Origin of the sequence: Hwanghaeella sp. 1Z406, from assembly GCF_048892425.1 — a bacterium.
Taxonomy (GTDB): domain Bacteria; phylum Pseudomonadota; class Alphaproteobacteria; order UBA8366; family Aestuariispiraceae; genus Pacificispira.
Genome location: NZ_JBLZHU010000002.1, coordinates 359,183 through 384,037, shown reverse-complemented (window position 1 = coordinate 384,037; position 24,855 = coordinate 359,183). Strand labels below are relative to the sequence as shown.

The window sequence follows — 24,855 nt, the reverse complement described above, 5'->3', positions numbered from 1 at the left end:
TGTGAGTTACTTTTCAAGAATGCCCGCGACCTGAGTGCCAATGCCAATCAGGCCTTTGGCGAGTTCAAGTCCCTGCGCCGCGCCGCCACCGCCGCCGCTGCCGGTATCATTCAGCAAATTCAAACCACTGACGGTCATGTCATACCCCTTGCGGCTGTCGGCCAGGGCCTCGTTGTAGTTCTTGTTCAAACCGCTGATCACAGCGGCGCCCGAACCGCTTGTTGAGCCAACCCCAGATGAGCCCAATCGCGCCCTGGAGCTGGCCACAGCGGATCGACGTTCCCGCTCCAACTGTTTTTCTTTCAAACGCTGTTCCAGGGTTCTTTGATCAAGGTCCTGTTGCCGCGCCAAAGCGGTTTGAGCCGTCTGAGCCTTTACCGCTTTCTTCTGCTGACTCATTTGGGCCTGGGTCTGTGCCACGCTGATTGCGGACATAACGACACCGATGACGGGTGCTGCTGCTCCCATTGTACTTCTCCTTCTATGGTGGTTGATTAGAGCAACGCCTGCGCAAACGGACTTGTCTACGATGACGTATTTGCTGAAAAAACAACGATGCTCTAAATGCTTGAGCTCATGCGACCGCATGATGCTCTGCATGTTTCAGCTCATGCGATCGCATGATGCTGTGTATGTTTGAGCTCATGCGACCGCATGATGCTCTGCATGTTTCAGCTCATGCGACCGCATGATGCTATGTATGTTTGAGCTCATGCGACCGCATGATGCTCTATCCGTTCGACGATATCTCATTGAGAACCGACAGAACGGTACAGGGCAGCGGATCAGATTGTTCGATCCGCCACAAAGGCACCGGCTCTCCCCGGGTCCATCCCAGGGCGCGCACGGTCTTATCTCCGGTCAACGGTGTGATTGGGGAATCCAACGCACCAGGTCCGAAGGTCTTAAAGGGCAAGGGGCGCAAGCCCTGGCCCGTATCCACTGTCAGGGCCGCTGTTTCCAGCAACCGGAAGGTAGCCCGAACCAATCGCGTGGCGCTGCCTTGCGTCACACCGGTCCCAGAGGGCTGATAGGCTGGTAAAGGCTCGATGATATGGGTGTAGGGTAAACCGATCTGAACCGATCTGGCGGGCTGGGCCAGGGTGATTGCCCCATCGATCACCGTCGCTTGATCCCGAACAATGCCATCGGCCACGACATCAACGGTCCTGTCATTCAAATGATCCAGACCAGACCAGACCGTCTTTCCATCCTCATCATCGGCAACCTGATCCGTCATCGCCGCATCGGTCAGAAGGGCATCATCAAACCGCTCTATTCGGTAGGTTTCCCCGCGATGCACCATCAGGTAAACATTCGATCCGACCACTGCGACCGCATGGAAAGTTCCATCGGTTTGCATCATGGACCAGGCCGTGACCTTCTCCTGCCGAAAGACGGTCACGCAGGCCAGCGTGCCATCACCATTGACCAGATAGAGGATGCGATCCGCCTTGTTGAAATCCTGATCCACGGGGTTGCGCATCATCTTATCCGACAACACGGCCAGGTCGTTGGACTGGTAAGCCTGTTCAACATCCGCAAACAGAAATTCCCGCAACTCAGTGCCACTACGCGATACAAACAAGGTTGCACCATCCACATCACGCGGCAGGATTGTCCGGTTCGCCAGCGAACCAATGCGGGTCTGTCGTTTCAACTGGATCGCAGAAGGGGTCAATGGATCCCCGGTCACCATCCATTCCGCACCGGATGTAAAGACCTGCAAGTGACGGCCGGAGAAAACCGCCCGGATCGCATTCACCTGATCCGACAGGATGGCAAATTCGATAGACTCATCATCCTCCGCCTCTCCCAGGTCGAAGTTGAACAGATCTGCCGATTTCGACAGCCACAACCGATTGGTCAGATCACGACTGCCACCAATGACCAATCGGTCCTGATGAAAGCAAACAGAGACAGGATAGCCTCGCACGGCGGAAAAGGATGCTTCCTCCCAATCCTTCACGGCGTCTGTTCCCGCAAGAGCCTCCTTCACGCTGGCTGTTGCAACGGTGGCGGAAGTCACGGCGGTAATCTCAATCTCTTTATCAGACACCCGGAATCGCACACCGACATGGTCTGCCTCAAAGACATCATCCGACGCGGTCAGGGTAATCGATCCCGTCGTCGCACTGGGCGTCAGTGTGACATCCTCATCGGCAAACTTGTAATAGGGTTGGAAGCGCCGATCGTCCTTTTCAAAGAATTTCCAATCGGTGATCGACCACAGTTCCGCACCCTTTCGCGTCAACCGCTTTGGGGGCACATCCGGATGGACAAGCAACAGGGTATCTGCGCTTTGTGTCCAGGCCAGATGCTTCAACTGATCCTCCGTCCAGGGCGATTCCAGCGTCACGACAAGAATGTCATTGGCATAAACCCGCACCTGCAAGTGCGTGAATACCAGCAAATACACCTGTTCAGTATTAAATTCGAACGGGACCAGCCGACCCGAACCCTCCGTCAGGGCAATGTGACGCAAGCCCCGCCGACGTGCGACACCCCCTGTTGGGGCAATTTTAACATTGCGCAGCGTGGCGGCCCCATTGCTGTAGGCTGTCAGATCGCCCCGCCCGACAAGACCGATGGAAATCTCACCGGCGGTGAAGTTTGTTTGAATGGTTTTGATCCGTGCCATTATCCGCGCACTCCTACCAATGTGTAATCTTCGAACCGGGGTGGAACATCCTGCTGGGCATCAATCAGCCGTGCCTGACGAAACTGATCATCCGCCAGCCGTTGCAGGGCCTCAGACCGGGTTGTGCTTTCCGTGATGGGCAAACAGAACTCCGCCGCCAAACGCGCGATCAGGGCCTGATCGAAGAAGGGAGGAAAGGCGGACTCGTTGGGCCGAAAGATATAAGTCAATGTCACTGACGCCGCATTCGTATGCAGACGCCGCTCCACAATGCGGTAGTCCAGACCACGCCCATAGCCCGCCTCCCCCGCAGACAGGGCGCGCAGAAAGTCGGACGGCAATTGATAGGCATAGTCATAATCCGCTGCCGGAACGCCCACCAATCGCGGCAGAACCCGCTGTGCGGTGGCAAAGCTCCAGGGATGGGCCGACAACATGGCATCGCGTGTTGAGGGATACAGCGTGGCGGCAACCAGGCTTTCTGCTGTGCCATCTTCGAAGCCGGAAATCGGTGTCGCGCCAATCTTGATCAGCGCACGGCTGGATAATTGAATACTGCTTAAGGCCATAAGAGCTCTCCTAGAAAAAGTGGCCGCCCGGAGAGTCCAGGCGGCCACGTGAGTTTGTTGAACAAAGGTCAGGATCGGATGTCGATCAGTCCGTATCAGCAGAACCGATCGCGGTCAGATCATCGACATCCACGACAGTTCCGGTATTCGACGATACATGCAGAATGCCGGAGCTTAACGTGCCATCGGTATCGGTATTGGCCAGGATCATGTCCCCAACGCGCAGCATGTCCGCTGCTTCGTTGAAGTATCCTGCCGTATCGACACTGGCGGCCGCGTCGGTCGTCGTATAGTGCCAAAGGGTGAAGCCGTTGGCGTAAGCGATAACGCTCAAGTCACGAGATTTATATGCCATTTTATCGGTCTCCTTCCGGCTTACGATTCAAGGCACGGCAGGCGCACAATGCCCGTCGCGTCGATGACACCAGCACCCTGGCTCATCATGTGGTTGATGAAGTGGGCTGCCCGGTCGCCATGCCAGGTGATGTCGGATTTCACATCCTTGCCAATGGCATGACCGATGGCGGTTTTGTGATACCAATACCCATTGCGCACGCCGCCAGACAGCACGAGGCCCGAATGCGGCATCCACAAGGTCCCCAGCCAGCGTTTCGCCTGGGTCCCTTTCCAGGGCAGGTCTTCATCGCCGACATAATCCGCGTTGGAGAATTCTTCGATATCCAGAAGATCGCTCCATTGCTTCCAGCCGATAATGGCGACCCGTTGACCATCATCCGGGACATCCTGGCCCCCCAGCATTTCAAACGCTTCCAGCACTTTGGCTTTGGTCAGGCCGGTCGTGCCGTCCTGAGAGTCCTGGGCCGAGGTTACGGTTTCCATGGCATCGATGATCAGATCATCCGTTTTCCGACCCAGGGCATAGGCCCCGGCATTGGTGACGACGGATCGTTCATCATGGGCCATCTTGATTTCATCCAGGGCATCCACCCAGTCACCGGCATAGTAATCCTGCAAGGCGATTTCGACCGGTGTATGGTCGATGTTCATCACCGGTACTTTGCCATGACGGGCCTTGGTGGATGCGGTGCCCTTGCCAACCTTCTGGAATGTCGTGGAAGAGCCCTTGATGTCATTCTTGGTGCGCACGGTATTCCGCAATTTTGACCCCATGCGCTGATAGGCCAAATGCACTTCGATCTGAAAGTGCCGGGAGAATGAGGTTTCCACAGTTGTGGACATGTCATCTTTCCTTTCGGTTTCGCGATATCCCAACCCAATGCGTGACGGGCCGGGCGCGGTGTTGCCAAATGAGTGTGACGTCCAGCGGTTATCGCTCGGCCCAGGCGCAGTTTTGCGCGGGACCAAACGGCCAGGCCGGGTCAACTCTGTTTCATATCTGAGAGAAAAGGGGCCGGTATGGGCCATCCCCGTGCCGCCAGTGTTTCTAACGCGATCCTGAGCGGTACCGATTGGCCATTTGAAGCCACACGCACGCGCCGATGCCTTAGGGAGACCTGACGATCCTTCGGGAACAGTTATCCGATAAACACGGACCCCTGAACGAAAAGTATTTGCTGACGGCTGGGAAGTGACTGGATTGTCCCCGCAGCAAACGGGGGTCCGATGGGCCGGTGCGATTTAGGCGCACTTGTGGCCCGCTCCCAAAGACCAATCTAATGACTAAAGAGAACAAGTCAAGATAAAATTTATAAACTTCATAAAAAAAAGAACATGATATGTCTAAAAATCTGTTTCGTGACCCCTCATTTGGTTGCGCTGGTGCGAGCCGCGCCATATTCTCCGATCACCATGATATATCATCTCGCCAAACTTGATGCCTGGACGGTGGCGCAAAGCACCGGGATTTATACGGGAAATCCAGCAGATCGCGCCGATGGATTCCTGCATCTGTCCACCGCCAGCCAGATTGAAGAAAGCGCCCGCCGTCACCGTGCTGGCGAATCCGATCTTGTCCTGTTGCATGTGGACGAGGCCCAACTGGGCAAAGCTTTGGTCTGGGAGGAATCGCGCGGCGGTAAACTGTTTCCGCATGTTTATGGGGATATCCTGCTGTCGGCGGTAAAACAGGCGACACCGCTTTCCCTGAATGCCGATGGCATTCACCAATTTCCGGATTTGGGCTCTGACAATGGCGCTGACTGATTACGTTCTGCCGCTGCTGCATCGACTGGATCCTGAACGGGCGCATCGATTGACTGTGCGCGCCCTGGCCTGCGGATTCGGCCCCAAACTGACAATTGACCCAGACCCGTGTTTGGCGAATGAGGTCTTTGGATTAAAATTCGCCACGCCGATTGGTCTGGCTGCCGGGTTTGATAAGGACGCAGAAGCCGTGCGGGCCTGTCTGGCGCTGGGATTCGGATTTGTGGAAATTGGCACCGTGACGCCCCGACCACAGGGCGGCAATCCAAAGCCGCGCCTGTTCCGCCTGACCCAGGACATGGCGGTCATCAATCGCATGGGGTTTAACAATGCCGGTGCAGACCGGGCCGCAACGCGATTGGCGGCGGCACGGGCACAAAATCTGCCCGGTCCCGTCGGGGTCAATATCGGTAAAAACAAAGACAGCGAAGATGCTGCAGCGGATTACGCGGCCTGTGCAACACGCCTGGCCCCCTATGCGGATTATGTGACGATCAATGTGTCGTCTCCCAACACGCCAGGCCTGCGGGCACTGCAATCCCCCGATCAGCTTCGGGTGCTGGTTGCCGCCGTAAGGGACGCCGCCGCCACAGTGGGTGACGTCCCGCCCATTCTGGTTAAAATCGCCCCCGATCTGGAAGAGGCGGATCTTCGCGCAATCTCTGCGGTCGGGCAGGACCCGGACGTGGCGGGCCTGATTATATCCAACACCACGACCACCCGACCAGACACATTGCGGGATTCTCAGAAGGGACAGATCGGCGGGCTGAGCGGTGCGCCGCTGTTCGAAAGATCAACCGAAGTCCTGCGCCGCGTCTATGCCCTGACGGAAGGAAAGGTCCCCCTGATTGGCGTCGGAGGTGTGGCAAGTGCAGAAGATGCCTATGCCAAAATTCGGGCAGGCGCGTCCCTGGTTCAGCTATATTCCGCGCTGGTTTACACAGGCCCGGAATTGATCGGGCGAATCACCCAGACCCTGCCGGAGCTGTTGCGGGCGGACGGGTTTACCACGCTGGCCCAGGCGATTGGCGCAGACTTTAAAGATTAGTGTAACAATTTCATAATCTTAGACACAGAACCCGCCCCTATCCCACGGATATGGCCTAAGGGCGTGTTTTGCTTGTAGATTTTTGCTATCGTTCAGCGAATAGTAACAATGGCAGACCGGATCGCGACGTGTCTGACCCGCAGCACTTTTTGGGAACCCCGCATGAGCCGATTTTGGCATATGCTGATCTTCTTTTGCTATGTCACCGTGGCCTCTGCCCTGGCAGTGCTGGGCCATCGTGTGATTCCCGGTGTCGATGGTGTCACATCCCTTCTGATGGGGCTGACATTCTTTCTGTGCTGCGCCTTGTTGCAGGAAACCTTTACCCGCCGCACGGATACCTTAAAGGCGATGCGTCGCCTGTTGCTGTTGAAGCGCGCCCTGGATCGCGACCGCGAAGAAATGTCCGTGGCGCGCAACGAAATCCGTCGCTTGTTTGAGGCCGTGGAAGATGGCGGTGGGGAGCGGATGCTGGCCGCCTTGAATTCCCTGACCGCATCGGCGCGGGCGGAACAGGATGCCGCCAGTCCCCGTCGTCGCGCCCCCCAGCCGAACCGGTCGCAAGAGGAAACAGAGGCGCGGTCCCTGCTGGAGCGTATGGCCCTGGCGGAAGAAGACGAAGCCATCCCCGCGAGTCGCCCCAACCGGGCCAGGGCAGAGCCCGCGCGCCCAACCCGCGATCGTGCGGCCGAATCTGACCGATCCATGCGGGAGGCCAGTTCAGAAGTGCGCGTGCTGCATAATCTTGTCGAACAACTGTATTCCGGTCGTGACAAACCCTCTTCTTCCTTATCAGAAGACTCGACGCGCCTTCAGGGCAGAAACGACCCGCGTGAGCCAACGTTAGGCCGCCCCCCCACCCAAAACAGGGTGGATCAGGATTTTGATGAGGAAGAAGACCGGGTAGCGGCCGGGGGAGGACTTGCGCGCGCCTTGCGCGGAGGGTTGCGGGTCGTCACCAATGGCGGCACAGCAGCAACCACCGGACAGCGCAGTGAAAACAACACCGGTGAAGACGCACTGCTGGGCACGATCCGCGATGCCCTGCGGGATGATCGCGTTGATCTTTATTTACAGCCCATTGTCAGCCTGCCGCAAAGAAAGCGCCGCTTTTATGAATGCTTCAGCCGTATCCGTTCTGCCAATGGCGAGGTGATCGGCCCGGACCGATATATCCCCGTGGCGAAATCGGCGGGCCTGTTGACCGCCATCGACAACATGTTGCTGTTCCGCTGTGTGCAATTGTTGCGCAAGCTGCGGCGCAAGGATTTCAGTGCCGCCTTTTTCTGCAATATCGCGCCCCATACTTTGAAAGATCGGGAATTCTTCAGGGATTTCATCCAGTATATGGAATCCCATTCCGAACTGGCCCCTAATCTGGTTCTGGAATTCTCCCAGACCGATATTGGCCCCAATTTCCAGGGATTGGGCAGCGATTTCGACCGGTTGGGCGGCCTGGGGTATCGCTTTTCCTTAGATGGCGTTCGAAATTTGGACCTGGATCTGGACGCACTGGAGGAACGGCATTTCGCCTATATCAAGGTCGAGGCGGAAACGGTCCTGACCCGCCTGCAAAAGGGCGGTGGTCCGGCAACCGAACTGCGCGCGCTGAAACAGGAATTGGATCGGCGCGGCATCGACCTGATCGTCGACCGCATCGAAACCGAAGCGACGCTGGTGGAACTGCTGGATTTCAATATTGATTTCGGCCAGGGCTATCTGTTTGGTGAACCCAGATTAAGCAAGGAACCATCTGGGTCCTAACCCGCCTCTTGACCCGTCCGGGCGCAGCGGGCATAGGCAAGTCATGAGCCCAAAACAAATCCTCGGCCTGCGCGATATCGCAGATAAATACGCCCTGTTCGTCGTCGATCAATGGGGCGTTTTGCATGACGGGCATACACCACTGCCCGGTGCCATAGAGGCCTTGCGCGGCCTGAAAGAAACGGGTGCTGCGGTCACGTTACTGTCCAATTCTGGCAAGCGCGTGTCAGAAAGTTACAAAAGGCTGAGCGCCCTTGGATTTGACCGGTCACTTTACGACCTGGCCATCACATCGGGAGAACAGGTGCATCACGGCCTGTCGACCCGCGACACGCCCTTCTATGCCGCCCTTGGGCCCCGCTATCTGATGTTCGCCTGGGACGAAGATCGCGGCATTGTTGAGGATACGGGATTTGAAGAAGTGGGCGATATTGACCAGGCCGACTTTATCCTGTGTGCGGGCACAGACCGCCGCAGCCTGGAAGACTATCAGCCCATCCTAGCCCGCGCGCTGGAACGGGACCTGCCGCTGACCTGTGCCAATCCGGACCGCGTCAGTGTTCAGCCCGATGGCAGCCTGAAGGTTTGTCCCGGTGCCATTGCTGAGATGTATGAGCGCATGGGCGGGCGCGTTCAATGGCATGGCAAGCCTGGACTGGATGCCTATCACAGTATTCGGGAAATCACTGGTGTCAGCGGGCCTGGATTAGGGATTGGCGATTCTCTGGCCCACGACATTGCAGGGGCCAATGCAGCCGGGCTGGACGGATTGTTCATCACGGGCGGTATTCACCGGGGTGATCTGCCAACCCCACCGACAGGCGATGCGGTCGTGAATCTGGGGTCACAGTTCAATGCCATACCCGCTTACTTCAGTGAGGCCTTTCGCTGGTAATTCCTGACCCGGTCCTAATCAGGCAGCGCGCACAGCCTTAACGGCATGGACCAATCGATCAGCGTCTTCCATATCGTTATAGATATAGGCGGACAGGCGCAGCCATAGGCGGCGTTCAAAAGCCTGGATATCGATTTCCAGATTATGATCCTGTCGGATCCTGGCGCGCAGGGCATTGGCATTGTCCTGCTTTGCCGGTCCATATCCATCTGGCAGGGCCACTGTCATCATCGCCGCAGACATGCTCTTGGGAATACCGGTGCGGGTGCCCAACTGCCTGGCCACATGCTGCCCGGCCTCATAGGCCAATCTGTTGCAATAGGATCGGATCTGGTCCTCCCCATATAACGACCGATATTCCAGCGCGGCCGGAATCGTCAGATAGGGGGTAAAATCCTTGGTCCCCGGCCAGTCAAAGGCGGGAACATAGCCATCTGCGATAAAATGGCTGATGGTTGTCGGGCGCAGATAGGCCTGGCGCTCTGCGACGGTCCATAAAAAAGCGGACCCACGCGGGGCCCCCATCCATTTGTGGCAATTCCCCGTATACCAGGTCACGCCAAGAGATTCGATATTCAGGTCCAGCATGGCCGGGGCATGGGCCCCATCCACCAATATATGAATGCCACGATCGCGACATTCCGCTGCGATCTCAGCAATCGGCAGGATGCTGGCGGTTTTCGATGTCACATGATCAATCACCAGCAATCGGGTGCGGGGCGATATTGCCGCCACAATCGTATCCACGACGGTTTCAGCATCGATCATGGGATAATCAATATGCACCGGGATCAAACGCGCATCAGCCCGATCACAGACAAATTCCAATGTCCGCATCACCGCGCCATAGGTCAGGCTGGTGGTCAGAACCTCATCGCCAGGAAACAGAACCAGGGACCGCAGCACCGCATTGATCGCGGTTGTCGCATTGTCCTGAAAGACAATATCTTCTCCCTGAGCACCGACATAATACCCCAGTATCTGGGCGGACGCCCGCAATTCCTGGGAAAGCTGGGACGTCATAAAGCTGGACGGCTGACTCTCAATCTTCTCCCTTAAGGCTTGGGCTGCATCCATCACAGGGCGCGCGGTTGCGCCATAGGCCCCATGATTGAGATAGGTCAGTCCATCCTTGAACATAAAGTCTGAACGGGCACCGGCCCCAAACGCCTTATAGGACCCGCCCCCTGCGGACTCTTGCGAGGCGGCACGCGCGCTGGCTTTGGACGTCGCGGACGTACCGCGATTTTTCTGAGACTCATTATTTGGCGACAACAGGGCCATCTTCTTTCACAAAGAAAGTGGAACATCATGTAAATGAAGAAAAAGTGTCATCTTGCCGGGGCGCTGCGTCAAGCCGTAAACAGAATTTTTTTAAGACCTCGGGCCGGATAAACTAACACAGCTTGTCCATAAAACCTGTTAGCGCGCTTCCCGGTACCAGCTCATCGCCATCAATCCAGCTGCGGTCAAAAACAAGACCCAGCCCGGGATCATCGGTACGGAATCAAGTCCCACAACGGTGTAATCCTTATTCTCTACCAGCCCGATCCAACCCGATCCGCCCGTGGGTCGTCCTTTTGCGACACGTCGAACCTGTGGGACAGGTCCATCCGCCAGCCAGTGCAATCGCCCGCCACTATCCGCCACAGGTTGTTTCAGGATCGCATCAGTTGCAACCAGATCAGCAAATTCCAGCGAGTTCAATGCCCCCGCAGCGGTTCGCACCGTGCGCCCCCCTTGAGAAATTTCAAACAAACCGCTCTGCGTCAAGGGGATGGCTTGGGCATACAACCCTTCTGAAACCCGTTTCAAGGGGACATCCACCGTGCTGCCATCGGGGCGAACAACATTTGCCGTCGGGGGCTGGCGCAAGTCTTCCAGTGTGCGCATGCGAATTTCCAACTGATCATCGGAGGCTACGGCCTTCAGATCTTCTTCTTCCAGTTCCGGTTCTTTCATCAGCCAATGGGCCAGGCGGCGCAGCAGTTCTGCATGGGGACCACCCCCATCATATCCCCGCGCCCACAGCCAGATCTGGTCGCTGCTGATCTGAGCCACCCGACCATCCCCGACACGGTCCAGCGTGATCAAGGGCTGATCCCCGATCCCTGTCATGATGACATCCCCGGATCGTTGCGTCACATCGATCTGGCGCAACCAATCCCCCCAACTGGGACCGGAAGAGGCGGCATTTTGATCCGGTCCATCCGGCAGACCTGCCGTGACCGGGTGACGCAAACCTTTTTCCGTCACCTGTGGTTTGAAGGTCTGTTCTGAAACCCCGCCGCGTGGCTCCAGCGGCAGGATATCGCCCAGGGGCGTGCGATACAGGCTGAACGGACCCGCAAATCCAGGCCCTGCCGCATCCAATAATGCGCCGCCATTGCGCACGTAATCAACAATATTGCCCAGATAAAGGGTCGGCAGAACGCCGCGCCGTCGATAGCTGTCAAACACGATCAAATCGAAATCATTCAATTTGACTTCAAACAGCTCCCGTGTGGGGAAGGCGATCAGCGACAATTCATCAATCGGGGTGCCATCCTGCTTTTCCGGTGGGCGCAGGATCGTGAAATGCACCAGATCAACCGACGGATCAGATTTCAACAGATTGCGCCAGGTCCGCTCCCCTGGATGGGGTTCACCGCTGACCAACAAGACCCGCAGCCGGTCCCGCACGCCATTAATCGACAGAACCGCGCTGTTATTGACCGTCGACAACTCGCCGGGAAGTTCCGGCACTTTCAATTCGATGATGGATGCCCCGCGATGATCCAGCGACAAGGTAACCGTCACATCCTGATTGAAGGGCAATCGCTCAATCCGCTGCCCCACCCCGTCGATCAGCAAGGTTGGTCGGATGGTTTCTCCAGGACCAACGGTTGGGTCCGAAATCCGCAGGGTCAGTTCCAGCGGCTCATCCACAACCCCAAAACTGGGCGCCTTTACAATCTGCAGCCGACGGTCTGGCGTGTTGCGCGCGCCATCGATCAAGGCATGCAGCGGGCCCGGCGGCAGGCTGGCCAATTCCTGAGGGTCATGAATTTGTCCATCCGTGATCAGGATTGCACCGGCATACCGCCGTGCTGGCACATCCGCCAGCGCGTCGCGCGTCGCTTCGACAATCCGCGTTCCCGTCGCGCTGTCCTGAACGGTGTTATGCCTCAGCACAACACGCCGGACCTCCAAGGAGGGGGCGAATTTTGCCAATTGTTCCTGGACCTCTTCCGCAGCAGCGCGGGTTTCTTCCAATCGCCCAACGGCGCTTTGGGATGGTGTTTCATCGACGATCAACAGCGCGATATCGGGATTTAACTCTCTGCGCTCCTGCAACAGCGCCGGATTGGCAAGGCCCAACAGCAACAGCGCGGCCAGCCCCGCCCGAAACAGGGTTCCCGGCATCCGCCGGACCAGCAACCATCCGAACAATAGGATGGCGACAGCCGCCAGGATCAGCAGGCTCCAGACCGGCAAATAGGGCGCAAAGGCGATGGAATATTCCGTCATCATCCCTATTGCCCCAATCGTTCCAGAATGGACGGGATATGCACCTGATCGGCCTTGTAATTGCCGGTCAATGTGTACATCACCAGATTAACGCCAAAGCGATAGGCCATTTCACGGCGACGGTCATCTTCGCCACCAATGGCAAACATCGGTCGGCCAGACTCTTCAATCGCCCAGGCCGATGCCCAATCGGCATCCCCGACCACAACGGGCGATACGCCATCATTGCTGGCCGTCGCCCCGGTTTCGACCCAGACCGTCCCACCTTCCCAACGCCCGGGAAACTCCTGCAACAAATAGAAACTGCGGGTCAGCACATGGTCCGGTGAAACCGCCGCGATTTGGGGTATGTTTAACTGGCGCGCCAAACGCCGCAACATATCGGAACTGGCGGTCAATCCGCCGCCGGATACCTGCCCATTCCGGGTATCGAACAGGATCATTCCGCCCGTTGCCATGAAGCGATTGATACGATCGGCGGTCGGCGCGGTGATCCCCTGTTGATCATCGGAAATCGGCCAATACAACAGCGGATAAAACGACAATTCGTCGCGGTTGATGTCAACACCAACCGGATCGCCGGCCTCCACCGCCGTGCGTTGGCGCAAGATCTCCGTTAAACCGCGCAGACCCGCCGCGCTGACGCGATCAATCTCTGCATCTCCGGTAATGACATAGGCCAAGGTCGTGCTCAGCGCGCCGCTTGGGACCGACTGTGCCGGGGCCGGATAGGGCGCACCCATCCAGATTAGGCCAACCATCAGTGCGGCGGTCGCCACCCCGCCCCGTCGAGGCAGGGATGCAAAGCCCCGAAGGAACACGGTCACCACTGTATCCAGGAAAACCAGAATAAGCGCCGCCAATAACAAATAGGGCGCCAATGCCTGTTCTTCCTCTTTCTCAAACCCCAGTTTCACAGCCCCTTGGGGCAGGGTCGACAGCGGGGTCAGATCAGTCACGCGCGGCCCCAGATTGACCGCCACGCGAATTGCCTGGCTGCCATAGAATCCAGGCGGCGTAGTCGCGGAAACCTGCACTGTATCCAATGCTTCAACATTCAGTGGCCGTGCAGAATTTGGCGGATCCGTCAGGCGACCAAACCCATCCAACATACGATAGGGCGGGGCCAGACCTTGATCACTGGCGGCATCATGAACCCCCCGTCCCAGACTGCTGAGCCGTTCCAGCATACTGACAAACAGGCCGGACAAGGCCATATTCGACCAGTCCGTATTGGCGGTTGTATGAACCAGTACCAGCCATCCCTGACCGCGCTTTTCCGCTGTCACCAAAGGCGTGTCATCTGCCAGCCGCAGCCAGGTCTTGCCATCCAGATCCAGCGAGGGTTCGGCCAGAACCTGCCGTGAAATCGTCACATCCTTGGGAATTGAGATGCCCGCTAACGGGCCATCCGGATTAATGCGGCCGATACGGGCGGGTTCGCTCCACGCCATCGCCCCGGACAATTGCCGACCGCCACTGCGCAACTTCACCGGGATCAGTGGATCATCCACGGCCGCAGCCAACCGCTGGCCCGCAAACCGGATTAACATACCGCCTGTCTGTATCCAGTCATTCAGGGCCGCGCTGTCTTCACTTTCCAGCACCGTCTCATCCGGTAACAACAGGACGGATTGCGGGGTCTTCAACAAGATACCCAGGGGCCCGCGATCAATTGTCCCCAGCGGACGCAAGGCGCGATCCAGAAAATAAACTTCCGACAACAGCGGCAAGGCTTCCCGATTGCCGATATCTGCAATAATCCCAATCGGCCGGCGGCTCCAGCGTTCATCCAGCAAGGCAGTCGCCCCAACGCCAGACCGGTCTTCAAGGCTTAGGCGCGCAATGCTGTTTCTGAGTTCAACCGGCAGGGTCAGCGTTGCCTGTGTTTCGGTTTCTCCAGCCGCAAATTCAGCCTCCTGCCGAAACAGGGGGCGGTCATCATCGCCAAAGGCCAGAACAGCCACGGTTGCCGCCGCCTGCGCCGCCGGACGCCGCAATGTGACCACCAACGCAGCTTCTCCCCGGGCGGGCGGGTCTATCACCATTGGCCCCAAAGACAGATCAGGCGTTAATACCGTCATCGGGCCCAAGGCCGAAATGGCATCGATGAATTCTTCGGTCTCTTGTGTTTCCAACCCGTCGGAGAACCAGAACACATCACCCCGCACATCCTGATCTTGCAGGAGCGCGACCGCATTGGTCATCGCCAGACGGTCCACCGGCCATGGCTTTGGCGTCAGGGCAGCGATCACTTCCTGCGCATCATGGGCAGATAGCAAACGATGCGGTTCCAAAGGATTGCCATCCGCAGGGGGGGCGCCCAGAATCAAATGCACAGGCCGATTGGCCCGATCAGCGGTTTGCAGAAGGGTTGCGGCCCGATCCAGTCGATTTTGCCATTCAGGTGCCGCCGCCCAGCCATCATCCATCACCAGAATAATCGGCCCTTCGCCCGTTAAATCCCAATCGGGGTTCAGCACCGGGCGCGCCGCCGTCGCAATTACCAGCGCCGCAATCGAAAGGCGCAACAATGTCATCCACCAGGGGGCTGCTCTGGGCGTTGTTTCCTCCCCTTTCAATCCAAATAGCAGCCGGATCGCAGGGAAGCGAATGCGCTTTGGCGACGGCGGCATCAATCGCAGCAGAACCCATAATACAGGCAGAATAGCGACGCCCAGCAACATCCAGGGTACGGTGAAGGCCAAGGGACCAAGACTTAACATCCGTGCCGCTACCTCCGTCCTGCGTTCAAGGTATGGGACAGCGCGATATAGATCGCCATCATGGCCTGTTCCGGGGACCGATCCGTGTGATGCACCAAAAGATCCCATCCGGCAGCCCGTGCAGCATGTCGAATGGCATCACGATGCGCGCGGACCCTGTTCTGATAGGATGGGCGCAGTGTCTCGACTTTCTCTGCAATGAATTCGCCTTCATCCTCCATCCCCAGAAAGCGCGCACGCCCGGCGAACGGCAACGTTTCTTCCGCAGGGTCCAGCACCTGAACGGCCAGGCCCCGAACCCGTTGTTCGGCAAATTCCGCAAATCGTTTTTCCCAGGCCGCTGCAGGCCCCAGAAAATCACTGAACAAAAGACCCTGGCTGTATTTCGGCAAATCGACAGATGGCGGCAGGCCGCTGTGATCTTCCGGCATCGCATAAAAGCGCTCCGCCATGGAGCGCAGGCTCAACCGCCCCCCACTGGCGCGCCTGTCCAGGCCCAATAATCCCAAACGCTCCCCACCCCGCAACAGGGCGGCGCTGCTGGCCAACAGCAACAATGCCGCCCGCGCCGCCTTTGTTGATCGATTGGTGGAGGATTTATAGTGCATAGACGCACTGTGATCCGCCCACAGCCAAACGCTTTGCGACGCCTCCCATTCGGTTTCGCGCAGATACAGGTCATCGGACCGCGCGGACCGACGCCAATCAATGGAATGGGCGGAATCATGGGAGGCATAGGGTCTGTATTGCCAGAACGTTTCCCCGGTGCCGACGCGCCGTCTGCCATGGACTCCCTGCGCCACCGTGGCCGCCACCCGTTCTGCCGCAATCAACAGCGGGGGCAGGCCTTCCCCAATTGCTTCAGCCCGCGCAACGCGGTCTGCGGCAGTGACTGGAATAGTCGGGGTAAGAGTGGCGTTCATCGTCTCAGACGCTCGCCTGAACCAGGGCGTCAATGGTGGTGTCGATGTCATGGCCTTCGGCGCGGGCGGCGAAATTCAGCGCCATGCGATGCCGCAGGACAGGCTTGGCCAGGGCGACGACATCATCGCCGGAGGGCGCCAACCGCCCCTGAAGCAGCGCGCGTGCCCGACAGGCAAGCATCAGGGCCTGACTGGCGCGGGGTCCCGGCCCCCAGGACACCCGTTCCCGCACGATATCCAGATCTGTGGTTTCTGGCCGACCGGAGCGCACCAAGCGCAAAATTGAATCCACGACGCCTTCCCCAACCGGTACCTGGCGCGTTAAAGATTGCGCATGGGATAACTGATCGGCGCTTAACTTTTCTTCCACGCTGGCCAGCGTGATCCCGGTTGTCTTCAGCACAATTTCCCGTTCCGATGACAAATCCGGGTAATGAATCTGAATCTGGCACAAAAAGCGGTCCAGCTGTGCCTCAGGCAAGGGATAGGTGCCTTCCTGTTCAATCGGATTTTGCGTCGCCAACACATGGAACGGGCGCGGCAAATGGTGCGTATGACCCGCGACTGTAACCGTATTTTCCTGCATCGCCTGCAACAGCGCAGACTGCGTACGAGGGCTGGCACGATTGATTTCATCACCCATCAGCAATTGCGTAAAGATCGGGCCTGGCAGAAAGCGAAAACTGCGTTTGCCTTTCTCATCCTCTTCCAGCACTTCGGAGCCCAGGATATCGGCAGGCATCAAATCCGGGGTGAATTGAATGCGGCGCGATTGCAATCCCAAAACCTTGCTTAAGGTTTCGACCAGCAATGTCTTGCCCAAACCTGGCACACCAACCAACAGCCCATGACCGCCCGCCAACAAAGTGGTGAGGACCTGATCCACGACCTGATCCTGACCAAAGAAGACCCGGCCGACCTGCTCGCGCACCGCCAACAATTGTTCAGCCACTTGTTCCATGTCTTGCATCAGAACCTGGGCGCCCGCCGCAGCGGAGGCTTTTGCGGCGGCAGATGTGCTGGATTCAAAATTCTGTGTCACCTTAAAGTCTCCCTTATGCGGCAATGGGGGCCTGTCTTTCAAACAGTGCCAAAGGCACACGAAGAATGCCATGACTTTTCAAAATCAAATTTCCCTGTCGCGGCTTGCCTTTAACACTGTGCTCTTAACACTACGTAATAACAGGCATGATGGTTTCCCGGTGCGGGCAATTCACGCCATACTGAGAACCGTTCTTTGCCACCTTAAACAAAGCTGAGGTTCTGACCATGCCGAAACAAGGGCCCCCCCGCAAATCTCTCAAGGAATTGATGAGAACCGGTGAAGGGTTAAGCGGGTTCGACTGGCCGGAAACCTATCGTGATTTCGACATTGCGATCTTGAGAGACGGCACCTGGACCTATCAGGGCGACCCGATCCGGCGGCACAAGCTGTGTCAGCTGTTTGCCACGGTCCTGCAACGTGATGAGGCCGGTCAATACTGGCTGGTCACACCGGGGGAGCGGGGTCACATCACCGTAGAAGACGCCCCCTTTACTGCGGTCGAAATGCGGGAAGATCATGATGAGCAGGGACGTAAAACCCTGTCCTTCCGAACGAATCTGGATTACTGGGTAACGGCGGGAGAGGGTCACGCCATACGGGTGACCGAAAATCCTGAAACCGGGGAACCCGCACCCTATATTGAGGTAAGAGACGGGCTGGATGCATTGATCCTGCGCCCCATCTTTTATGATCTGGTCGCCCGGGCCGAAGAAATTCCTGTTTCAGGCGGCATTGCCCTGGAAATAGAAAGCGCTGGCAGTCGTTTCTGCCTGGGGCGCGTTCCAGAGGCCGCCGCTGATTAAGAGTTGAGGACCGAATGGATATTTTGAGTATCGAAGAACGTTTGCGCCACGCCATGCTGAAGACGCCGACACCGCGCGGGGATTCTGATTTGAATCCCGGTATGCGCCCCTTGCGCCCGGATCTGATTGATGCCGCCGTCCTGATCCCCTTAATCCAGAGAGACGAAGGCCCGACCGTCCTGTTGACCCGTCGCACCGCCCATTTACGCGATCACGGGGGGCAGATCGCCTTTCCCGGTGGGCGGCGCGATATGACAGATGCGAGCCTGATCGAAACAGCACTGCGCGAAACAGAAGAGGAAGTCGCCATTGCGCGCCATCAGGTTCAGGTCCTGGGCGAAATGGTCCCCTATGTCACCCGCACCGGCTATACCGTCACACCGGTCATTGGCAGCATCAATCCCCCCATTACCCCGCGCCCGGAGCCCCGGGAAGTGGACGAGATTTTTGAAGTCCCCTTACATTTCCTGCTGAACCGCGCCAATCATCAGCGGCATTCCCAGGAAGTGGCTGGCGTTAAACGCCAATTCTATGCCATTCCATTTGGGAACTTCTATATCTGGGGTGCCACCGCTGGCATGATCGTCAACCTGACCGACATTCTGGAAACTGTTGCCGAAAAAGCCAAAGACGATACCGTTTCTAACATCGTGTGACGACACCACACAAAAGGGAGTTTACCGGGTATGACCCGCACCATTATCTCCATCCTTATCCCCTTTATCGCACCCTTCATTCTGTATGCGATCTGGGCATGGTTCACCAACCGCAAGAAAGAGGCCCTGGCCGATGGGAAACCCCTGGCAAGCTGGCAGACATGGCCCTGGGCAATCTTGTTTTCCGTCGGCAGTGTTCTGGCAACAGCGACATTGGTCGTTCTGTTTTTCTTTGGCGAACCGGTTCAGGAAGGGCGCTGGGTTCCCCCGACCGTGGTGAATGGTGAAATGATTCCCGGCCATTATGAGCCAATCCCCCGGCCCCCCACTGATGACTAGGGCATTTGATGGTTAAACCGGACTTATTTCTTCCCGACCAGGATTGGATGCAGGACCCCGACTTAATCCGCCTGTTCGACGCGATCCGCACCGCCGGGGGCGACTTGCGCTATGTCGGCGGTTGCGTGCGTGACGCGCTGTTGGGACGCCCGGTTCATGACATCGATATGGCCACCACGCTGGAACCTGTGGGCACCCAGAACGCCCTGACCAGTGCGGGGATCAAATCAGTGCCAACCGGTCTGGATTTTGGCACCGTCACCGCGGTTTTACCCAATCGCACGGTTGAGGTAACCAGCCTGAGGCGGGATGTCGAAACCGATGGCAGGCGCGCGGTCGTCGCCTATACGACCGATTGGCGGGAAGACGCGCTGCGCCGGGATTTCACCATCAATGCGCTGTATGCGGACCAGCAGGGGCGTCTTTCGGATTATCATCAGGGATACGACGACATCATCGCCAAGCGCCTGCGCTTTGTCGGTGATCCTGACACACGCATTCAGGAGGATGTTCTGCGCATCCTGAGATTCTTCCGGTTCCATGCGCAATTGGGCTTCAACCCGTTGGATCCCGATGGTCTGGCCGCCTGCACCCATAACAAGGACCTGCTTGGCACGCTGTCAGCGGAACGGGTGGCGGGAGAAATAATGCGCCTTTTGACGGCGAAAAACCCTGTTCCCGCCCTGATCGCACTACGCGACGGATCGTTTCTGACCCATTGGCTGCCTGAAGCACGGGATATCAACGGCCTGATGCGCCTGATCGCCCAGGATGGTGGGGAGCCCGATTGGATTTTGCGCCTGGCATGCCTGATTCCTGAAGACCCAGACGGCGCAGCGCATATTGCGGACCGGCTGAAACTGTCTGGTGCGGATCGCGCGCGACTGCAAACACTGGCGGCCCCGATAATCGCCCCCCCGGATGCCGTTGCGGCACGCCGGTTCATTTATTCTGTCGGCCCGGTTGCGGCACGCGACCGAGGCTGGATCGGTCTGGCAAGAGACGGGGAGGCCTGGCATACCCTGCTGACCCAAACCGGGGAATGGCACCCAACGCCGCTGCCGATCACAGGGAAAGATGCGCTGGCTCTGGGGATGGAACCGGGGCCGCATATGGGCCGATTGCTGAAAGAGGCAGAGGATCGGTGGATCGAGTCCGATTTCACCCTGTCCCGTACAGCGCTGATCGATTTCATGAAAAAAAGACTGGGGCAACCACAATGACCACCGTGCAAAGAATTTGCTTTTTCGGCGACAGCATCACCATAGGGACCGGCGACATTGCCTGTCGTGGCTGGCCGTCTTATGCCTGTGAACAGGAAGGTGTGGTGCGCGGGCATGATGTCAGTTGCTATAATCTGGGTATTCGTGCGGAAACATCGACGGATATCGCGCAACGCTGGCGGCATGAATATGCACCGCGCCTGCCGGCCCATGTCACCGGTCGACTGGTTTTTATGTTCGGCGTCAATGATTGCGCTGATTTCAATGGAACCGGCGTCAGAGTTCCAAAAGGCGACTCCCTGGCAACGGCGGTTTCCATGCTGTCACAGGCAAAGGACCTACTGCCAACCTTATGGATCGGCATGACACCGGTACGGCGTACGCCCCCTGTGATTTCTCCAGGCCCCGGCGTCACCTATACATTTGATCGTACACGCACGGCAGAATTGAACGACGCCTATCGCACCGCTGCGGCACAGATCGGCATCCCCTATCTGGATCTCCACACCCTGTTGGCGCAGGACCCGGACTGGAACGACATGCTGGATCAGGGCGATGGCGTTCATCCTGACGATGCCGGACATCGCCGCGTGGCAGAACTGGTCACTGAATTTGACGGATGGCGTGCCTGGTTCTGAAACAGCTCAATTTTCTGGGGTCTTAGGCATTTTTTAAAAGATCATACAGAATGGCGATTGCCACCAGGATCGCCGCTAACCGCAACATGGATCGCAAGGAAAACTGTCGCCAGGCGGACAGGCTGTGGCGATCTGACATTTCCTTGCGGTAATCCTGATATCCCTGCCAGGCGGCTTTTTTAATCGGATGTTGATCCGGCTTTTGCGGATGTTGGCTCATTTGTTCTCCGTTCCCTGGAACAGTCGCCGCAGATTGACGGAGGATTTCTTGCCCAGATGTTGCAAATCCTTTTCCGCCCATTTCTGAGCGGCGGCCCGTCCCATATCGCGCAGATGTTTCAGGAATGTCCATTCCGTATTCATCTTTGACGAGGCACCCAGCGTATCCAATTCCTGCTCCCCGATGATATGTACGCGTACGGCATTATACTGCTCGTGGCTCAGCCGTCCTTCTTCCAACAGCCTGGCGACGAAATCAATGGCGCGGAACTCTCTCAAAAGGCTTGCATTAAAGGTGATCTCGTTCACCCGATCCATAATCTCCCGTGCGGTCCTAGGTGCGCCTTTTCGATAGACTGGATTGATCTGCACGATCACCACATCGGAACAGCTCTTGGAGTCAAAGAAGGGAAACAGGACCGGATTCCCCATGTAGCCGCCATCCCAATAGGGAACGCCATCGATCTCCACGGCCTGAAACAAGAACGGCAGACAGGCAGACGCCAGCACGACATCCGCATTGATTTCCTTGCCCTTAAACACCTTCACCCGCCCGGTTTGCACATTGGTCGCAGACAGAAACAGCTTGAATTGATGACAGTTCCACACCGCCTCAAAATCAACCTGAGACTCCAGCAACCCCCGCAGCGGGTTCAGGTTCAGGGGGTTGGTTTCATACGGGGACACAACCCGGCCCATTAAATCGGCCAGGACATAGCCCGGGGAATATTCCAGACTCCAATGCCCCATAAAAACATCCAGCAGGGTGCGCTGAACCGGGCTCCAGCGGCCCAAATCCGCCACCGATTCCCAGAATGTCGCCAAAGCTTCGCGCGCCCCGTCCGGCCCCCCCAGATGAAACCCCTGCGCCAGGACAACGGCATTCATGGCACCAGCAGACGTGCCACTGATCGCCTCAATCTTCAGCAGATTATGTTCAAGCAGATAGTCCAACACCCCCCAGGTAAATGCCCCATGCGCCCCGCCCCCTTGAAGCGCTAGGTTTGCGGGCTTTGGAGCGGCGGTTCCGGTGGTCTTGGGCATCTCTTACTCCTGTAGCAAGGCGCGCAGGCGATACAGCGCGTCCAGGGCTTCTTTGGGGCTCAGGTCATCTGGATTTATCTCCGCCAGGGCAGCGTCACTGGTGCTGGGGCCTTTTGCGGCTTTTGCCGGTTGGGCGGGTTGGCTGGCAACGCGGAACAGGGGCAAATCATCGACCAAACGCGTGACGGCGCCGGATTGTTCACCCTTTTCCAGGGCGCTTAAAACCTCTTCCGCCCGAACGATAACAGCGGCAGGCAAGCCGGCCAGCTTCGCCACATGGATGCCATAGGACCGGTCTGCGGCACCGGGGGCAACTTCGTGCAGGAATACGACTTGATTGTCCCATTCCTTGACCCGCATGCAATGCGGGCTGAGCGCGTCCAGTCGTTCCGACAGGGCGGTTAACTCATGATAATGGGTGGCGAACAGGGCGCGCGACTGCGCCGCCTCGTGCAGATGTTCGACACAGGCCCAGGCGATGGACAGGCCATCAAATGTCGCCGTACCGCGCCCGATCTCGTCCAGGATGACCAGAGAGCGCTGTGTTGCCTGATTGAGGATCGTCGCGGTTTCCACCATTTCCACCATAAAGGTGGACCGACCCCGCGCCAGATCATCCGATGCGCCAACCCGGCTGAACAGGCGATCCACAGCTCCGATATGGGCACGGCGGGCTGGCACGAACAGGCCCGCCTGCGCCAGGATGGCGATCAGGGCATTTTGCCGCAGAAAGGTCGATTTACCCGCCATATTCGGCCCGGTGATCAGCCACAGGCGCTGATCGCGCCCCAGGTCACAGCCATTGGCGACGAAAGAGGCCCCGTCCCCCTGGCTGGCCAGGGCGGCTTCGACCACCGGATGGCGCCCGCCCTCGATGGAGAAGGCCAGAGACCCATCAACCTGTGGGCGGCTGTAATCCCGCACGACGGCCAAGTCCGCGCTGGCGGCATATAGGTCCAGCAAGGCCAGAGACCGCGCGGCAGCGGCAATTTCCCGGTCCCTTTTGCGGGCTTCCTCTACCAGATCATCAAAAATTTCCAACTCGACCGCCAGGGCGCGATCGCGCGCCTCAGAAATGTTGCGGGCCAGTTCATTCAACTCAACCGTTGTATAGCGCACCGCATTGGCCATGGATTGCCGATGGATGAAGGGTTCGCCGATTTTTTCCGCATGTTTTACGGTGACTTCCACAAACCAGCCCAACACATTGTTGTGTTTGATGCGCAAGCCATCAACACCGGTATCCTTGCGATATCCAGCCTCAAGATTGGCAATCAGGCGACGGCCTTCCTCACGCAAGGTCACCTGTTCATCCAGATGCGGTGCATAGCCTTGCGCGATGAACCCGCCATCCTTTGCAGACAAGGGCGGTTCCGACTTCAAGGCGCGGGTATAGCGGTCGATCAATACATCATGTCGTCCCATATCCAGCACAGCCTGGGCAATTTCCATGGGTGGCGTTTCTGACCCCAGCAGCGCCTTGATCTTGTTCGTTAAGGCCAACCCATCCCGCAGGGCCAGCAAATCCCTGGGCCCACCGCGCCCAACGATCAGGCGACCCAGTGCCCGTTCCAGGTCTGGGGCGCCCTTCAGGATATCGCGCAGATCATTGCGCAGGGCCTCATTTTCCACAAAGAAACTGACCGCATCCAGCCGGTCCCCAATCCCGCCCGGATCGGTCAGGGGCGCAGACAGGCGCTGCGCCAACAGACGCGCGCCCGGGCCTGTCACGGTGCGATCCACCGCCGCCAACAGGGTTCCCGTCCGGTCCCCGGTCAAACTGCGGGTGATTTCCAGATTACGCCTGGTTGCGGGATCGATTTCCAACAAGGCCCCCACCGCCAGACGCATCGGCGGTTCCAGCCGGGGCAGTTTGCCCACCTGCGTCAGATCCAGATATTCAACCAAGGACCCCAATGCTGCCAATTCTGCACGATCAAAATCACCATAGGCATCCAGGGCAGACACCCCAAAGGTATCCTTCAACCGTCGTTCGGCATTGGTGGAATCGAATCTGGAATCCGGTAAGGGCGTCAGGCGATCCCGCCATTCCCGGAACATCTCGTAGAACTGGGAGTCTTCCGCGACCAGCTTCTGGCCCAGAATCAACTCTCCCGGCGCGATCCGTGACAGGGCAGATGCCAGGCCTGCAGCCTCAACAGGCTGACACATTAACTGTCCGGTCGACATGTCACACCATGCCAGGGCATAGCCATCGCCAGCGGTGCGCGCCAGCGCGGCCAGATAATTATGAGACCGGGCATCCAACAGCGTGTCTTCGGTCAGGGTGCCCGGCGTCACGACCCGCACAATGGCCCGGTTGACGACAGATTTCCCACCCCGCTTTTTCGCCTCTGCCGGGTCTTCGGTCTGTTCACAGACCGCGACCCGGTGACCCTTTTTAATCAGACGCGACAGATAGGTTTCCGCCGCATGCACCGGGACGCCGCACATCGGGATGTCTTCCCCCAGATGCTGGCCCCGCTTTGTTAAGGCGATATCCAGGGACGCCGCAGCCTCTTTCGCATCATCGAAGAACAGCTCATAAAAATCGCCCATGCGATAGAATAACAGGCAATCCGGATGCGCTTCCTTAATGCCCAAATACTGGGTCATCATCGGGGTCATCTGGACGCTATTGTCTGCCGGTTTGCTCATGGGGCCAGACTAGCGATGTGACGCCTAACG

At 57.9% G+C, this 24,855-nt stretch carries 22 protein-coding genes; 9 read left to right on the top strand and 13 right to left on the bottom strand.

The annotated features are described in order from the left end of the window. Positions 1 to 6: 6 nt before the first annotated feature. The 5 genes from ACOSDR_RS06150 to ACOSDR_RS06130 all read right to left on the bottom strand — a co-directional run bounded on the left by ACOSDR_RS06150 (position 7) and on the right by ACOSDR_RS06130 (position 4,410). Positions 7 to 468, bottom strand: coding sequence for a hypothetical protein (locus ACOSDR_RS06150; RefSeq protein WP_420725174.1), 462 nt, complete (start codon positions 466 to 468; stop codon positions 7 to 9). 262 nt (positions 469 to 730) lie between these two features. Further along, complete coding sequence (locus tag ACOSDR_RS06145) at positions 731 to 2,641, bottom strand: hypothetical protein (RefSeq protein ID WP_420725175.1); 1,911 nt, start codon at positions 2,639 to 2,641, stop codon at positions 731 to 733. Further along, positions 2,641 to 3,210: a hypothetical protein gene (locus ACOSDR_RS06140; RefSeq protein WP_420725176.1), complete on the bottom strand. Its 570-nt coding sequence runs from the start codon at positions 3,208 to 3,210 to the stop codon at positions 2,641 to 2,643. Before ACOSDR_RS06140 ends, ACOSDR_RS06145 begins: the two co-directional genes overlap by 1 nt. An 85-nt stretch (positions 3,211 to 3,295) precedes the next feature. Beyond that, positions 3,296 to 3,565: a hypothetical protein gene (locus ACOSDR_RS06135; RefSeq protein WP_420725177.1), complete on the bottom strand. Its 270-nt coding sequence runs from the start codon at positions 3,563 to 3,565 to the stop codon at positions 3,296 to 3,298. A 20-nt stretch (positions 3,566 to 3,585) separates the two neighbouring features. Beyond that, positions 3,586 to 4,410 carry a phage capsid protein gene (locus ACOSDR_RS06130; RefSeq protein ID WP_420725178.1) on the bottom strand — a complete coding sequence of 275 codons (825 nt, stop codon included), beginning with the start codon at positions 4,408 to 4,410 and terminating at the stop codon, positions 3,586 to 3,588. Between the two features lie 516 nt (positions 4,411 to 4,926). Here ACOSDR_RS06130 and ACOSDR_RS06125 point away from each other — a divergent pair. The 4 genes from ACOSDR_RS06125 (at position 4,927) to ACOSDR_RS06110 (ending at position 9,041) form a co-directional block, all read left to right on the top strand. Continuing rightward, on the top strand, positions 4,927 to 5,334 hold the full coding sequence (locus ACOSDR_RS06125) for a DUF952 domain-containing protein (protein WP_420730690.1): 408 nt from the start codon (positions 4,927 to 4,929) through the stop codon (positions 5,332 to 5,334). After that, a complete protein-coding gene (locus tag ACOSDR_RS06120; RefSeq protein WP_420730689.1) occupies positions 5,321 to 6,382 on the top strand; it encodes a quinone-dependent dihydroorotate dehydrogenase in 1,062 nt (353 codons plus the stop codon). The genes ACOSDR_RS06125 and ACOSDR_RS06120 overlap by 14 nt, the downstream gene beginning before the upstream one ends. A gap of 162 nt (positions 6,383 to 6,544) precedes the next feature. Further along, positions 6,545 to 8,146, top strand: coding sequence for an EAL domain-containing protein (locus ACOSDR_RS06115; RefSeq protein ID WP_420730688.1), 1,602 nt, complete (start codon positions 6,545 to 6,547; stop codon positions 8,144 to 8,146). Between the two features lie 43 nt (positions 8,147 to 8,189). Beyond that, the gene (locus ACOSDR_RS06110) at positions 8,190 to 9,041 is read left to right on the top strand and encodes a TIGR01459 family HAD-type hydrolase (RefSeq protein ID WP_420730687.1); all 852 of its coding nucleotides are present in this window, start codon (positions 8,190 to 8,192) and stop codon (positions 9,039 to 9,041) included. 18 nt (positions 9,042 to 9,059) lie between these two features. Here the strand turns inward: ACOSDR_RS06110 and ACOSDR_RS06105 are convergent, their stop codons facing one another. From ACOSDR_RS06105 to ACOSDR_RS06085, 5 genes are all read right to left on the bottom strand, one after another. Further along, positions 9,060 to 10,325, bottom strand: coding sequence for an aminotransferase class V-fold PLP-dependent enzyme (locus ACOSDR_RS06105; protein WP_420725183.1), 1,266 nt, complete (start codon positions 10,323 to 10,325; stop codon positions 9,060 to 9,062). A 138-nt stretch (positions 10,326 to 10,463) separates the two neighbouring features. Beyond that, positions 10,464 to 12,554 carry a hypothetical protein gene (locus ACOSDR_RS06100; protein ID WP_420725184.1) on the bottom strand — a complete coding sequence of 697 codons (2,091 nt, stop codon included), beginning with the start codon at positions 12,552 to 12,554 and terminating at the stop codon, positions 10,464 to 10,466. 2 nt (positions 12,555 to 12,556) lie between these two features. Continuing rightward, on the bottom strand, positions 12,557 to 15,277 hold the full coding sequence (locus ACOSDR_RS06095; protein ID WP_420725185.1) for a DUF4159 domain-containing protein: 2,721 nt from the start codon (positions 15,275 to 15,277) through the stop codon (positions 12,557 to 12,559). Between the two features lie 8 nt (positions 15,278 to 15,285). Then, entirely contained in the window at positions 15,286 to 16,200 is a 915-nt protein-coding gene (locus ACOSDR_RS06090; protein WP_420725186.1) for a DUF58 domain-containing protein, read from the bottom strand. Positions 16,201 to 16,204: 4 nt separating this feature from the next. Beyond that, positions 16,205 to 17,170: an AAA family ATPase gene (locus ACOSDR_RS06085; protein ID WP_420730816.1), complete on the bottom strand. Its 966-nt coding sequence runs from the start codon at positions 17,168 to 17,170 to the stop codon at positions 16,205 to 16,207. Between the two features lie 341 nt (positions 17,171 to 17,511). On the opposite strand from ACOSDR_RS06085, the gene ACOSDR_RS06080 reads away from it, so the two are divergent. Genes ACOSDR_RS06080 through ACOSDR_RS06060 form a run of 5 tightly spaced genes read left to right on the top strand, consistent with a single transcriptional unit; the run spans position 17,512 to position 20,904 of the window. Then, positions 17,512 to 18,048 (top strand): DUF1285 domain-containing protein, encoded by a 537-nt coding sequence (locus tag ACOSDR_RS06080; protein WP_420730685.1) that lies wholly within the window; start codon positions 17,512 to 17,514, stop codon positions 18,046 to 18,048. A gap of 14 nt (positions 18,049 to 18,062) precedes the next feature. Continuing rightward, entirely contained in the window at positions 18,063 to 18,704 is a 642-nt protein-coding gene (locus ACOSDR_RS06075) for a CoA pyrophosphatase (RefSeq protein ID WP_420730684.1), read from the top strand. A gap of 30 nt (positions 18,705 to 18,734) precedes the next feature. Continuing rightward, positions 18,735 to 19,043, top strand: coding sequence for a hypothetical protein (locus tag ACOSDR_RS06070; RefSeq protein WP_420725189.1), 309 nt, complete (start codon positions 18,735 to 18,737; stop codon positions 19,041 to 19,043). 8 nt (positions 19,044 to 19,051) lie between these two features. Continuing rightward, on the top strand, positions 19,052 to 20,266 hold the full coding sequence (locus ACOSDR_RS06065; protein ID WP_420730683.1) for a CCA tRNA nucleotidyltransferase: 1,215 nt from the start codon (positions 19,052 to 19,054) through the stop codon (positions 20,264 to 20,266). Beyond that, complete coding sequence (locus tag ACOSDR_RS06060) at positions 20,263 to 20,904, top strand: GDSL-type esterase/lipase family protein (protein WP_420730682.1); 642 nt, start codon at positions 20,263 to 20,265, stop codon at positions 20,902 to 20,904. The genes ACOSDR_RS06065 and ACOSDR_RS06060 overlap by 4 nt, the downstream gene beginning before the upstream one ends. Before the next feature lie 22 nt (positions 20,905 to 20,926). Here ACOSDR_RS06060 and ACOSDR_RS06055 read toward each other — a convergent pair whose 3' ends face one another. Genes ACOSDR_RS06055 through mutS form a run of 3 tightly spaced genes read right to left on the bottom strand, consistent with a single transcriptional unit; the run spans position 20,927 to position 24,825 of the window. After that, positions 20,927 to 21,124 (bottom strand): hypothetical protein, encoded by a 198-nt coding sequence (locus ACOSDR_RS06055; protein ID WP_420730681.1) that lies wholly within the window; start codon positions 21,122 to 21,124, stop codon positions 20,927 to 20,929. Then, entirely contained in the window at positions 21,121 to 22,167 is a 1,047-nt protein-coding gene (locus ACOSDR_RS06050) for a patatin-like phospholipase family protein (protein ID WP_420730680.1), read from the bottom strand. Before ACOSDR_RS06050 ends, ACOSDR_RS06055 begins: the two co-directional genes overlap by 4 nt. A 3-nt stretch (positions 22,168 to 22,170) precedes the next feature. After that, positions 22,171 to 24,825 (bottom strand): DNA mismatch repair protein MutS, encoded by a 2,655-nt coding sequence (gene mutS, locus ACOSDR_RS06045; protein WP_420730679.1) that lies wholly within the window; start codon positions 24,823 to 24,825, stop codon positions 22,171 to 22,173. Positions 24,826 to 24,855: the final 30 nt, after the last annotated feature.